The organism is Pseudomonas sp. B21-040 (assembly GCF_024748695.1).
Lineage (GTDB): Bacteria > Pseudomonadota > Gammaproteobacteria > Pseudomonadales > Pseudomonadaceae > Aquipseudomonas.
The window spans coordinates 6,633,114-6,646,825 of the sequence record NZ_CP087176.1 but is presented as its reverse complement, the minus strand read 5'-3'; the positions used below and the strand labels follow the sequence as shown (position 1 = coordinate 6,646,825).

General features: G+C 54.7%; 8 protein-coding genes. 1 reads left to right on the top strand and 7 read right to left on the bottom strand.

All coding sequences use genetic code 11. From position 1 onward, the window contains the following. Positions 1-25 precede the first annotated feature (25 nt). Positions 26-1,576: a PLP-dependent aminotransferase family protein gene (locus LOY55_RS30535; protein WP_223522299.1), complete on the top strand. Its 1,551-nt coding sequence runs from the start codon at positions 26-28 to the stop codon at positions 1,574-1,576. Between the two features lie 21 nt (positions 1,577-1,597). Here LOY55_RS30535 and LOY55_RS30530 read toward each other — a convergent pair whose 3' ends face one another. From LOY55_RS30530 to LOY55_RS30495, 7 genes are all read right to left on the bottom strand, one after another. After that, positions 1,598-6,148, bottom strand: a complete 4,551-nt coding sequence (locus tag LOY55_RS30530) for a dermonecrotic toxin domain-containing protein (protein WP_258667369.1) — start codon at positions 6,146-6,148, stop codon at positions 1,598-1,600. Between the two features lie 151 nt (positions 6,149-6,299). After that, positions 6,300-7,400: a polyamine ABC transporter substrate-binding protein gene (locus LOY55_RS30525; protein ID WP_046030780.1), complete on the bottom strand. Its 1,101-nt coding sequence runs from the start codon at positions 7,398-7,400 to the stop codon at positions 6,300-6,302. A gap of 12 nt (positions 7,401-7,412) precedes the next feature. After that, the gene (locus LOY55_RS30520; RefSeq protein WP_223522297.1) at positions 7,413-8,444 is read right to left on the bottom strand and encodes a histone deacetylase family protein; all 1,032 of its coding nucleotides are present in this window, start codon (positions 8,442-8,444) and stop codon (positions 7,413-7,415) included. Between the two features lie 1,884 nt (positions 8,445-10,328). Then, complete coding sequence (locus LOY55_RS30510) at positions 10,329-11,333, bottom strand: hypothetical protein (protein ID WP_258667366.1); 1,005 nt, start codon at positions 11,331-11,333, stop codon at positions 10,329-10,331. A gap of 199 nt (positions 11,334-11,532) precedes the next feature. Then, the gene (locus tag LOY55_RS30505) at positions 11,533-12,345 is read right to left on the bottom strand and encodes a hypothetical protein (protein WP_408980970.1); all 813 of its coding nucleotides are present in this window, start codon (positions 12,343-12,345) and stop codon (positions 11,533-11,535) included. Between the two features lie 242 nt (positions 12,346-12,587). Further along, positions 12,588-12,827, bottom strand: a complete 240-nt coding sequence (locus LOY55_RS30500) for a hypothetical protein (RefSeq protein WP_258667363.1) — start codon at positions 12,825-12,827, stop codon at positions 12,588-12,590. Between the two features lie 402 nt (positions 12,828-13,229). Next, positions 13,230-13,520 (bottom strand): hypothetical protein, encoded by a 291-nt coding sequence (locus tag LOY55_RS30495; protein ID WP_223525578.1) that lies wholly within the window; start codon positions 13,518-13,520, stop codon positions 13,230-13,232. Positions 13,521-13,712 lie beyond the last annotated feature (192 nt).

Genomic DNA, 13,712 nt, shown 5'->3' with positions numbered 1-13,712 from the left:
CGACCAATTTCATAGGTCCATTACCATGACGGACGCGCCGCTTTCCCTCTCATTCAACCCGGCAGGCATCGAACTCGATCGTCGCCAGGGCCTCAGTCGCCAGCTGTATCAGGCGTTACGGGTGCGAGTGCTCGACGGGCGACTGGCCAGCGGCACGCGACTTCCGGCCAGTCGGGATCTGGCGGCGGCGCTGGCTATATCCCGAAACAGTGTGGTCCGCGCTTACGATCAACTCTATGCCGAAGGCTTTATCGAAGGCCGAGTGGGCGACGGGACTTACGTCGCGCAACTGCCCGAGGCCGCGTTACCGTCGAAAAAATTATCCACAAAAGTATCCACAGGGTTTTCAACAGGGTTACCCACAGCCTTATCCACAAATTGGCTGGATTTACCTGTGATTCCATCCAGTAAAGTTATCCACAGCGGCGCATTGGGTCGCGTTGAAAAGAACCATTTAGCCCTGCCGCCGAGTGGACCGCCGCGTGCCTTCCGGGTCGGTGTTCCGGCATTTGATCTGTTTCCTTTCGAAGTCTGGGCCAAGCTGAACGCGGCTTTCTGGCGCAAACCGGATTTACAGCAGTTGTGTTACGGCGATCCGGCGGGCGATGCGCGTTTGCGCGGTCTGATTGCTGCGTATTTGCGCAGCTCGCGGGGCATGCAGTGTTCGGCTGAGCAAATAGTGATCACCAGTGGCGCGCAACAGGGAATTAGCCTTTGTGCACAGCTGCTGGTGGAGCCGGGTGATGGGGTGGCGATCGAGAATCCGGGGTATCGGGCAGCGGGCCATGCGTTCGCCGTGGCCGGTGCGCGATTGCACGGTGTGGCGGTGGACAGCGAGGGTATCGATTGTCGCGAATTGGCAGGGCTCAAGGATTGTCGCCTCGCTTATGTCACGCCGTCGCATCAATACCCGACCGGTGTGGTGATGAGCCTGGCACGGCGCCTGGAATTATTGGCATGGGCCGAACGCACCCAAGGCTGGATCGTCGAGGACGATTACGATGGTGAGTACCGATACAGCGGTGCGCCGCTGGCGCCGCTGGCGGCACTCGATCGGCAGGGACGGGTTTTGTACGTCGGGACGTTTGGCAAAGTCGCTTTCCCGGCACTGCGTCTGGGTTATCTGGTGTTGCCGCCGACCCTGGTGCAGGCATTCTCTCAACGGCGCGCTGTGGACGTGCGGCATTCCGAAGTGAGCACTCAAGCGGTGATGGCCGAATTCATGGCTGCCGGGCACTTTCAGCGTCATATCCGCCGCATGCGCCGTGCCGCCCTGAGCCGGCGTAATACGTTGCTGGCCGGTTGGCCGCAGAACATTCCCGGGATTGGCAGCCTGCCGAGCGTCGCGGCAGGGCTGCATTTGACGGTGGCGGTCGACTCTCAAGCCCGGGAGCAAGAACTGGTGGAAAAAGCGGCCAGCGCGGATGTCGAGATCAACGCATTAAGCAATTACTGGCTGCCGGATTCGCAAACACCGGTGGACCAGCGCGCAGGGCTGGTCCTGGGGTTTGCGGCAGTGCCGGAATCGGCGATCAGCGCTGCACTCGGGCGTTTGGAAGCGATCTGGCGTCCATAAGCAGTGCCTGGGTTCCCGGGTTTACTTGAAGAACAATGCAGCAGCCAGTCGTTGGTTGATTTCAGAGCGATAGATGGCAATGGACTGATGAGCGTTCAACTCATCACGCTTTTCGTGCGATCCCCCTAAACCGCGTTGTTCGACGGTCTTCAAGTGTGCAGCAGAGAAGGCAGCTCGTGGGCTGTCAGACGCCGGGTAGTGAAAGTGCGCGTACCAAAGGACTTTGCGGGTTTCGTGATCGCGAATCTCATACTCGTCCAGATAGTCTTTGCGTGGTCCTTTCAAACGTTGATGTTCCGGCAGTGGTTTACCGATCCTGTGGATGGTCACCTGGCCCCTGCTGTGCAGCCATTCAACGCGGCCCGCGGTGGGCGGCTGTCGCTTGGTCATGCTGATACGGACATCGGTGCCTTTTTTGTAAAGCGCGACCGCCTCATCGTTTAGCCTTTTGGCCACGGTGACCGCCGATCCCGGGCCGCCTTCGGTGGAGTTGCTATCGGTCAGGGCATTTTCGATGGTGTCCGCTGCCGCATCCATTCGGCGGGCCTGCTGATGAAACATCTCCTCGATTTCCAGCGGAATACGTCGATCGGCTTTTGAGTGGGCCTCGGTACGTCGGATGAAAGGTTCCAGCTGCGTCAGTAACGATTCACCGTTTTGCACGCTGACCGTCAGCGTTGGAGGTATGACGGGGGGTACGGCCGTTTTGACCGACTCATGCTCGACCCAGACACCGGGCGTTTTCTCATGGAATGTAGCGATCACTTTCCCGGTGAGTGGGGAGGTCACGTCGACCAGATCGGTGTCGGTAGAGTTTGCGCGCGTTCGGGACTTGCCGACGACGGCGCCTTTGAAACGCGTTTTGATGAGGCGATGCGGGGCCATTGCCGGTCGCGATGGGCCAGGCACCGGTTCGAGGGTCTTGCGTTCAAGCAGCAACCCCGACAGGTGATTCACGGCGCGTTCATTGAACGCTTCGATACGCTGACGCATCAGGTCCACTGACGGTTGCAGCAATTGCCCGGGGTACTCGTCGGGCAAGTCGAGAATACGTTGGTCGATGGTTGCGAACTGCTCCACCAGATCGCTGAAGCCCTCAATCCGTTCGGGTAGCGACAGGGGATTTTCCTGGGCGAGGTCCAGCGACGACTGGATGGTGAGGCCCGCGTCTTCGACAAGGCTTGCCAGTGCCCGACGGGCAGGTTCGGTGGTGACTGTGCCGGTGTCATTAAGACAGAGCTCTTGAGCGAGGCTGACCTGAAACAGCTTCAGGTCGTGCAGGTCGAAGCTGGGTAGTCGTCGCGTGTATTCCCTGGCGGTTTCGGTGGCTTCTCTGCCCAGCCGTTTCAACTCGTCGATCCGGGCCTGGGCAAATTCGATTTTGTCGATAAACCTCTGGGTCAGGTCGCTGGTCTGTTGATGAGTCTGGTGTCGTGTCAGGGTGGATTCGTTCATTGGCTCTGCGTCAAGCAGGGCCAATGAGCGACGCATGCAGGTGCCAAACACCGTGTTTTGTCGATGGAACCACATCTGTGTCAGCAACAACTGTTGATCCAGGCAACTGACCAGGACCGCGCGGTAGTTGATGATGGACTCCAGTGCGTTGAATGCCCTGAGCTGTTCAATGTAGACGCCGTAGACGGCGATCTGTTTTTCCAGTGTTTCTATCAGTCTGCGTCCATTGGGATCATCGATTCCCGCAGGGAGAGAGACAGCCGCTTTCTCTGCGGTTTCGAGTGCAGTCTTCAATACCGCTTTGTTCGAATCGAAGGTTTCCAGCTGATTTCGCAATTCGTTTTTTCGCCGGGTATTTTCCTGCATCAGCGCTTTTCGGCTACGGCCTCCGCCGCGCAACCTCAGACGTGTGTCGACGACCCACTGTCCCGTCGCGGTACGGGTCAGCAGGGGGCCAGTCCCTGATGGGGACTGACGGGTATCGATGATTTGCACGAATTCGTTGTCGTCGACCATGACTTCGAACCAGCGCTGGCCAACCTGTGCGTACCATTTTTGGTTGAGCGGGCTCAAAAAACGATGGGGGCCGATTTGGGTCGAGGGGGCTGAAAGGCCTTCAGGTTTTGCAATGGACAGCCCGTCCAGCAGGGTCACCAGGCTCGTTCGCGCCAGGGCGCCTTGGGTGTAAACGCTGGACTTGTGATTCGCTGGCAGCCGTTGAGCGGTGATATCGGGTAGCCGGATCACGGTGATTGTCGGCCTCGGTATGGGCTGTTGCTTCAGCGTCAAAGCCTGCTTTTCAATGGCGCGACTTGTCGTGTGGCGCGTCGCGGCGTAATGGGCCAGGACCATACCCAATGACAGGAACAGGTCGGTCAATGCCGTCCATGCATCGCCACTGTCACCTTTCTGGCTGGCTTCATTCGCTTGATCCAGGTCGCTCATGATTTGCCAGATCCAGGCCGCACTGGCAGCCGTTTTGCCCAGAAATGGCAGTGCAATGTTGAACAGCACCCACGCCCCTTGCTTGAGGGTCTGCCAACGACTTTGTGCATTGGAGACTGACTGCCGGTCTGCCAGGGTGATCATCGCGTTGGCATTGGCGGTGAACACGGCTGACAGGGAGAGTGGCGCCAGTGGCACTGCCGCCAGCCTGACGGCCCCCATCATGCCGAGGACCGATGCTGGATCAACCAGCCATTGCGACAGTGTCCAGACGGAAGGCAACTGGCCGGTAAATACGTACTGTGAGTAGTTGAAGCGCACATCGTCCGGCAACCAGGCCAGCACGGATTGGCGAAGCGTCTGGTTATGTTTGATTGCATACAGCAGGTTGGTTTCGCGGGGATATTGCAACAGCGGGGGATCAAGCAGCGGACGAAAGAGCAGGCAGGGCCCCTTGTCGGCGAGACGTGGGCCGATGACGAACATGTTGGCAACCTCGTCAGCCTTGTTGCCCGTGCGCCCCCCCGGAATGAACGCCAGCGGACGAATGATGATTTCCTGGCCGTCCACAAAGCGGTCGCCGGGCTTTTCCTGCATCGCCGCGACCACGAATCGGTAGCCCTGATCATCGATGCCTGCCTCGCCACGAATTTTGTACTGCAACGCCTGGAGCGGCAGCTGGATACGCAGGTGGCTGGCGAACAGGTTTTGCCGACGTTGTGTTTCCTTCGCGTCACCGAGTAGTTTTTGCTTGATCAGCGTGGGATAGGTTTCACCGATGTCGACCTCGGTGACCAGCTTTTCCAGGTAGTCCGGTGTCATCCAGGACTCAACGGCGCTGCCATCGGTACGGCGCACGGTCTTGTTGCCCAACGGCACGGTAATCAGGTTCTGCAGGGCCAGATCGATCAGCGACAGGGTGACGGTTTCGGTTTTTCCCGGTACCGCGATGGCGCCCAGGATCACTTGGCTGGTAATGCTGAGTTCGATCGTTTCGAGCCTGGCGTCCGTCGCCTCCGGGTGATCTTTCAGCACCTGGTCTTTCAGTGCTTGCAGCGTAAATACCGGGAGCGGTGGAATGTCATCCAGAAAGGATTTGCCGCTGTGTTGCTCCCGAAGTTGAGCCAGGTCCATCAAGTGTCGGCTATAGCAGGTCAGGTCCGCCGGTTGAGCACTGAGCAGCCACTCAGGCAGCAAGCGCTCGATCCGGCTGAAGCGCCCTTCGTCAACGTTTTTGCGGTTTCTGGCAGCCGTCATGGCTTGATGCGCAAGGTCACCGTTGGTGATGGTGCCTTGAAGCTGGCCGATAGCAGCGACTTCGAGAGCAATCAGCGCACAGGCTTGATGGTCGAAAAAGTGGCCAGCGGGTTCATACAAACGCCATTGAAAAGTACGCGAACCCGATGTGGATGCAACGCGTGCGGACAACGTTTCACTGAATGCTTGCAGTGAGTCGTAACGCTTGAAGCCCTCGGTGATCGAGTGGCTGATCACCAGCGTGCGCGTACCCAGCGTACCCACCAGCACGGCCACATCCAGTACCCACAGATGTTTTTCCGGCTCATCGATGTCGATCAGGCAGGCCCTCGATGTATAGGCGTCGTTGCGGTTTCGGCTGGTTTTATCCGGGTTGTTGAACAAGGCGAGCGCCATGGCCTTTTCATCCTCATCCCAGTCTGAAACCTGCTCGATGTTCCAGAGGTTGCGCAGTGAGCCTGAAAGTTGATGCCAGCGTGGTGTTTCGTCTTCTGTTGGCTGGTTCCAGTAATCAAGCTGCTGCTCTTGATAGGACACGAACAGTAGCGGGATCAATTGGTTGATCAACCGGCCAATGTCGTCGATCTTGACGGGCAACTGGATCGCCGATTCCACCCCTGGTTGCAGGGTCAGGAAGTGTTCCCCGTCGAGGTAGGTCGCGGTCTGCGCCGACAGCGTGAGCCGCACCAGCGCGTCGGTCAGTGACTCGTATCGATGTGGGCCGGGCGTGACCTGGTCGCCGCTGACCGTCCAGGTTGGCGTCACGACCATGGCCTGGACCGGGTCGATATCAAGGCTTGGGTACGCGGCGTCGAGCACGGTGCGCAGTGCGTTCGACGCCACTTCCCTGAGCGAGGGGCCAGTGACCAGTTGGGTCAATACATCTTCGGGGCGGGTGGATGAGGTGTCGGGCATGGCCATTTCCTTTGTACCGATGAGGACGCGGGCCACTGGGCCGCGTTGTATCGGGGCAAGGTAGAGGGCTGTCGAAGGTGAAAGGTGGTAGATAGTTATTGCAGGCAAAAAAAGACCCGCTTATTGGCGGGTCTTCCATTTCATCAATGTGTCAGGTGCCTGACTTGATCTTGGTCCAGGCCCGTGTCCGCGCACGTTCGGCATCGCGCGGCAGGGGTTGCAGGGTGTACAGCGTGCTCATCGCCGTTTCGGTCGGGTACAGGTTCGGATTGTTGCGAATCGCCGGGTCGACCAATTCCGTGGCGTCCTTGTTCGGGTTCGGGTAGCCGACGAAGTCGCTGACCGGCGCAATCACTTGCGGCTGCAGCAAGTAGTTGATGAAGGTGTAGGCGTCTTCCGGATTCTTCGCACCTTTGGGGATGGCGAGCATGTCGAACCAGATCGGCGCACCTTCCTTGGGCAAGCGCATGTCAACGATCACACCGTTCTTGGCTTCCTTGGCGCGGTTGGCGGCCTGGGAGAAGCTGCCGGAATAACCGACCGCGACGCAGATGTCGCCGTTGGCAATGTCGGCCATGTACTTGGACGAGTGGAAGTAAGTGACGTACGGGCGGATCTTCATCAGCAGCGCTTCAGCCTTGTCGTAGTCCGCAGGCTTTTTGCTGTTGGGGTCCAGGCCGAGGTGTTGCAGGGCCAGCGGCAGGATCTCCGACGGTGAGTCGAGCAGGGCGACGCCGCATTGCTTGAGCTTGCTGATGTTCTCTTCCTTGAAGATCAGATCCCAGCTGTCCACCGGCGCGTCGGCGCCCAGTGCAGCCTTGACCTTGTCCGGGTTGAAACCGATCAGGATGGTGCCGTACATGTACGGCACGGCGAACTTGTTGCCCGGATCGTTGGCCTCAATCAGCTTCATCAGCTTCGGATCGAGGTGGTTCCAGTTCGGCAACTTGCTGCGATCCACTGGCTGGAACACACCGGCTTCGATCTGCTTGGCGAGGAACACGTTGGACGGCACCACGACGTCATAGCCGGAGTTGCCGGTCAGCAGCTTGGCCTCCAGTGCTTCGTTGGTGTCGAAAATGTCGTAGACCAGTTTGGTCTGGGTGTTCTGTGCCTTGAAGTCTTCCAGCGCCTTGGGGGTGATGTAGTCGAACCAGTTGTAGACGCGCAACGTTCGTTCTTCAGCATGAACCGCACCGCTGAGCACCGTGGCGCACAGGGTGGGGATGATAAAACGCTTGAGTCTGTTCATTGTTCTAATTCCTCAGTGGGCGCTTTCAAAACCTTCGAGAACGTTGACGGCATTGATGCCGATTTCTTCTACCGCGTAACCGCCTTCCATCACGAACAGCGTCGGCTTGCCGAGGCGCGCGATGCGCTCGCCCATGGCCAGGTAATCCGGGCTGTCGAGTTTGAATTGGGAGATGGGGTCGTCCTTGAACGTATCGACGCCCAGGGAAACCACGACAATGTCAGCGCCGTACTTTTCGATCTCTTGGCAGGCCTGATCCAGGGCTGCGCTCCAGGTGTCCCAGCCGCTGCCGGCGGGCAACGGGTAGTTGAAGTTGAAGCCTTCCCCCGGGCCTTCGCCGAATTCGTCTTCATAGCCGAGGAAGAATGGAAATTCTGCTTCCGGGTGGCCGTGAATCGAGGCGAACAGCACGTCGCTGCGCCCGTAGAAAATCGATTGGGTACCGTTGCCGTGATGGTAATCGACGTCGAGGATCGCGACCTTCTTGTGGCCCTGATCGAGGAACGCTTGAGCGGCGATGGCGGCGTTGTTGAGGTAGCAATAACCACCCATCAAATCGCTGGCAGCGTGATGTCCCGGTGGGCGGCACAGCGCGAAGGCACTGCGCGCTCCACGCTGGATTTCGGCTTGAGCGGTCAACGCCACTTGCGCTGCGCTGTACGCCGCTTGCCAGGTACCGGCCGTGATCGGTGCGCCGCCGTCGAAGCTGTAATAGCCGAGCTGGCCGTGCAGGCTGGTGGGGATGATCCGGCGCAAGGTGCGGGCCGGCCAGGTGTAGGGCAGCAAATCGCCGTCGGTGTTGAATTCGGTCCAGCGTGCCCAGGCACCTTTGAAAAAATCGAGGTAGTCGCGACTGTGAATGCGCGCGATCGGCTCAAGGCCGAAATCTTGCGGTGCTTCGACCGGGCCCAGATTCTGCTTTTGCACGCGTTGCAACACATGGTCGGCGCGCGACGGCATCTCGAAGCACGGCTTGAGTTGCCCGTCGATCAATTCGCAACGGCCATGGTGAAGGTGGTGATCGTCTGAGTAGATCGTCAGCATTTTCTTGTTCTCCGCAGGCTGATTCGGTTGATCACAGTCTTGCGGGAGGCGGGGTTTGAGAGAACGGCAGGAAAGGCCAAAAGGGGATAAATATGGCCAAAAGGTTTGACCGAAATTCGCCCCTTAATGGCGCGATGACGCTTCAACATTGGGCTTGTGGATTTAGACAATAAAAACTGTCTCGAAACAATAAAAGCTGTCTCAGAGGTTGGGGGCCTTCTTGGGCCTCCAACCTCTGTGCTTTATATTCTTTTTTGTAAAATGGTAAATTAAGCAACTAGGCTGCATCGGAAAACGTTATTGCCCATTGGGCTGGAATGGACAGTCATTGAGTGCTTTGGTTGATATCCACGATCGTCAGTAGTGGCTCTGACAGGAAACCTGGCCCAAGAATGGTTGGATTCGACGACACCCCAAGAGCGTGCGGACCAGATGGCGCTATTTCAGGGTAAATTATCGGAGGCCTCTGAATGGTTCAACGTCGATCGTGTATTTGGCAATGTGCGCAATCAAGGTCGAGCCCTAATCGAACCGGTTGGACAAATCCAAGGTGATGACGATAAGAGTGATGATTATAAGTGAGTGAAGTCATCGATAGTCTCCCTTATTGACAGCCAATAAGCGTCCGTTGTTCGAAATGCGAAAAAAGCAATTTTTGTTATTGACCCGAGGCTAGTAATTGGGTTCAGTTGACTTATGCTGAAATCAAATTTGTTTTTATGAGTAAATTCGCCCAGATAGTTGTTCAGATCAACGCAGACATTTTTCCAGTTGATATCACCCTCCAACACATATCCAAGCTCTCTAAGCTGCTTATAAATCGCATGTCGCACATGCGAAAAATTTGCATTGTGCACTTTGCAGTGTAGGAGTTCGCGTACAAATTTTGCATATTTTATGTTAGCGGCTTGGAATTTATTTTCATTTTCATTCAGATTAAACGCTTTTGCGCATCCGTGGAAGCTAGAGTTTAAGTGTTTTTTTATAGGAGTGTTACAGGAGGGGCAAATCTCATCTAATAATAGGCCGTGTAGGTCGCAAACTTTTATGCTAGATAACAAGTGATGTCGACGTATGTAACCGACGCCGATAGTTTCTAGGTCGGTCGTGATGCATTGTCTACAAATACGCCATGAATCACTCGGTGTGATTACTGTCAACGGATTCGTGCTTAACCCAAGTGATTTAGCTAAAGGAAGTAGTGTTGCTGTATCCGCCAGTGTTACAAATGTGGGATTACTTTCACGAATAAAACACGTCAACGTCTTACGGTAATTTAATGGCGGTTTGATTTTATATTCTTTACGAGAAAGTCTTCCTAGATTGAATAGTTCCTTTTTTCGCCGGATTACTGACCCGATATATTCGTCAGGAAGTGTTGAAGGTAGTAAATGCAATTTTTGCCTCTAGCAGCACATCAAAAATAAAATTTCTTAAGTTGATTTGTATTTGTGGCTATACAGCCTCGGAACAGGCCCATCTGTATGGCTGAGGGGCTGAGGGGCTGAGGGGCTGAGGGGCTGAGTCTAACTAAAGTAGCTGGCGAGCGACAATGTAAGCTTTTTCTTTGTTAAAGCGACCTTCACTTATCGTCCGCTTTTGGTCGCATTCTGCGTGTCGCGAAGGACTGAAAACAACCCAAAGCGGCCTATCGCATGAGACGGAAAACGGTCGATAACGGCCCTTCGGCCTAAGTCAGATTTCGGCAAAAGCGTTACGAAACCAGGAACGACTCAATCTGCCGCACCTTCCAGCATGACATCAGCAAATAAACTCTTCTGCTTCAGCTGTTTATTAATCAACTTTATCAGTTCGCGAATTGCCTACTCCAGCCGAGTCATATGCTGGATCATCCACTGGATTCTCCGGCTCTCTTTGGCATGATCACTGTCTATGTATTTCGACGAGCCCCCTGTCTATGGCATCTACCACCCAACCCAATGGTCGACCTACTTTTCCCTGAATATTGGGTTCTAGTAGCTCAAGGATATGGTGTACTTGAGAAACGGTTAGGCCATCCATCAACGATACGACTTGCCATGCTAGCGCCCGCTGAGTTTTAGGGCGATAGGGCTCTGCCTCTCGATTTATGACTCGGATGATAAGATTCCCGTGCTTCTGGAGTGAAAGGCTAGTTTTTCCGGCAGGCGCATCCGTGAGAGTCACAAGTGTTGACTCCTGACAATTGTCAGTTCTGCTGTTTGCCACTATCTCTTTTATCCGGCGGATAACTTTCACCCACTCTGGCTTGCTAGCGAAGTACGAAGGATGACCAACTGCGATAATTGGTATTTCACGTCCTAGACAGTTCACAAAAAGTTTTTCCCCGAAAAAAATTCGAACCTGCCTGCCTCGATGTTGTGTATAAATTGGAATCCCTAAATTTTGATCAACTTTGCCTTGGCAGTAATTAGCACGAAAAAAATCAAACGTGGTGATCCCCTCCAAGAGGATTATCTTCGGCGAAATGAACGAGATCATTTCCTCCAAAAATGGTTTGGCTTCGCGCTGGGCCTCATCTAATGTGATTCCTTGTTCAACCTTAAAGGTTTCTACACTGGAGGCCCTTCGGAAGGCAAGATTAGACTTTGGTATCTTCCTGACCTCTTCCTTGCTGATACCAAAAACTTCCATGAGAAGCGGCAGCATTGCCCTTTGGATTGGATAGTCACAATCCACATACTCATGCTCCCAGTTTTCATAAAATGATTGAGAGGCCAGTTCGGATTCAGACCACTTTGAAGGATTTCCACCAGGTTTAATGCCTACGACGAGCGCTTCGGATGGATCAATTCGGCTAAAAAAAATGCTGTAAAATCGGCGTTCACTTAGACCACTCACCTTTTGATAACGGCTAGCGATGTCTTGCATTTTGACGATTGTATCCAAGGGCGACATCCTCCGATTAGACCGAGTCAGTAAGGTTAGATGAATAGCTACTGTTGGCCGCTTGCAGGCTGTCATGAAGGGCTGCAACCGACCCTTTACAGACGTTCGCGAACGGCTTGAGGCTAACAACATTAGATTTGAATGCATCTCCTGAAGCAGGGCCGCTTCAGGACGGACATCCGCTGAAAACTAAAACGGATTAGATTACGCGAAGCGAGTGATCGACGACGAGTTGAGCCTGCTGCAACGCTGAGCCAAATTGCACAGAGTGCTGTAACGGCGCCTCCCACCAGATATGTTCGTGGGAACTTGATGCCTGGGTCTTACATTTCCGCCGAAACCCATGATGCGATAGAAACTCTACAAATTCGTTTCGGAGGACTACACCCTCCGAGATGTAGCAGTGGCGGTGCTTTCGATTTACTCCGCCAAGCTTTACTCCGCGGTAGTACACAGCAGTTTGCATCCTTCCCGACTGCACAATGAAATGCGGTGTTCTTTCGAGCTGGAGCAATAGCGAGGCCATCGTGGCTGGCATTCCACTGAACGCTTCCTCATTATCGAAAGTTTCCCATAGCCCCGCTTTTCCGGAACCTCCATGCAATACACCGGCGATTCTGCGGTCGCCAAGTAGATCTCTCTCATCAAGACCGCGCGCCATCATTAACGTCTCACATCTCGCAAATGAGATTGCTAGCGTCTTTACCCCTGCACTCACGGCGTGCTCTGCGACTCGCGTCGGTATCTCATGTGCAATCACCCATGGCATCACTGTTGCGCCATCCAGCAGCGCAGAAAGTTCTTCGGAATATCGGACCGCTTGAGCGATCGCCGCCGGCGTAGCGCGCCCCTTCTTCAGCTCAAGAAGGTGGCGATTGTCTAGGCCGTCCGCGATGAGCAGATCCAACCGTCCAGAGGGCAGCGAAAGTTGCTGAGCAAGCAGATACCAGCCAATCCCGAAAATGTCTTCTAAGCAGTTTCGAACAAGTATTTCGAAAGCTCGCTCGTGCATGGTAAAGAACTCCAGTTCCGGAACCGATGAAGCCTTGAATGTCGGTCAGGCCGATAAGCTAACGGGCACAATAGCGTAGTTTTTAGCTGACCAGCGAGCGAAAAGGGGGGCAAATTTTATCTACTCGGATGCCCGCTTTTGGCCGATTTCTGCCTGAGGCCAGGGGGCTGTAATCGACCCAATACGGACGTGGGTCTAGAGCTCAAAAAGGCGGGGCTGCTTATCCTCTCGCTTGCCACCCGTTACTCATCCCATCCCAGCTCTGCGTAGGACATTTGGTCCTGTTCGGGGAAATCTGTCTGGTAATCACCCCATGCCATGAAGGAGTAGTATTTGGTCACCGCCTCGAAGTAACTGTCAGCTTCGACCGTCCAGACCAGTTGGGAGTTTTCTGAAAGAAGATTGCGCGCGTCATCACCGTGAATACCTACCAGGCAGAAAGTCTGGCAACCATCGGGTTCCAGCCAAAGTTCATGTTTCATACTCATAGCTCGTTTTTGCCCAGCTTTATGGTGCCCGAAAAGTAGATCGAGTGGCCACTCTTGGGCTGTAATTGCGCGTTGAACTCAAAGGCCACTTTTGGCCGATTTTTGCCGGTCGTGACAGGCAACAAACGGCCGATTCTGTTGAAAAAGTCGGCTGCGGTTTTCGGCTCAGGAAAGAACGCGTCTGAGATTGAAATCCGCACTACGCGCAGAAGGATCAGGGCTCAGATTTTACGTAGCAGCGTACAAAAATTACGTTTTCACCGCTCAATGCATTGCCCATTGGGCCGGGTCGACTTTTTCAACACAATCGGCCAAAAGCAGTCGTCGGATGCTCCAGAATATCCGGGATGATTCACTTCTCATTCACAACCATGCATGGATTCTAATGAACTACAGTCAACCGTTCTCGATGATGGTGTTCCTGCATTTATCTAAGGCCTCTTGGTGAGCCAGGATGATTTTCGCGCCCATCGAAGTGAAATCCGTATGGTCAACCAGCGCACCCGCATGGACACCCCATGCAAAACCCCGGGCGATTGAAACGTGCTCTAGAATGGCCAGTTCCGTGCGGGCCTGAATGATGTTTTCCAGCGACGTTTCCCAAGCGCATTGCAGCGATTCCGTCGGCAAACGCACAGAGAGTGGGTCGATCGAGTCTATGGGGGATAATTCGTTTACGCGCTGCATATGGGCGCTTCCTGTTTAAGTTGGGCATCGTACGGCTGTTTATCAAGAAAGCTTACCGTTAATCGATTGGTTATCTCATCTGCCACAGGATTACGCTAAAGCTCACAACCAAACCGAATGTGAAGATCGCAAATCCACAGGTAATGCCGAGCAGTAGAGGATGTTTCCACAAGGCGCTAATCTCCGGCTTTG

Coding starts and splice junctions, on each gene's coding strand:
- LOY55_RS30520 (WP_223522297.1), bottom strand. CDS start 8,444: ATGCTGACGATCTACTCAGACGATCACCACCTTCACCATGGCCGTTGC.
- LOY55_RS30530 (WP_258667369.1), bottom strand. CDS start 6,148: ATGCCCGACACCTCATCCACCCGCCCCGAAGATGTATTGACCCAACTG.
- LOY55_RS30500 (WP_258667363.1), bottom strand. CDS start 12,827: ATGAAACATGAACTTTGGCTGGAACCCGATGGTTGCCAGACTTTCTGC.
- LOY55_RS30525 (WP_046030780.1), bottom strand. CDS start 7,400: ATGAACAGACTCAAGCGTTTTATCATCCCCACCCTGTGCGCCACGGTG.
- LOY55_RS30495 (WP_223525578.1), bottom strand. CDS start 13,520: ATGCAGCGCGTAAACGAATTATCCCCCATAGACTCGATCGACCCACTC.
- LOY55_RS30535 (WP_223522299.1), top strand. CDS start 26: ATGACGGACGCGCCGCTTTCCCTCTCATTCAACCCGGCAGGCATCGAA.
- LOY55_RS30505 (WP_408980970.1), bottom strand. CDS start 12,345: ATGCACGAGCGAGCTTTCGAAATACTTGTTCGAAACTGCTTAGAAGAC.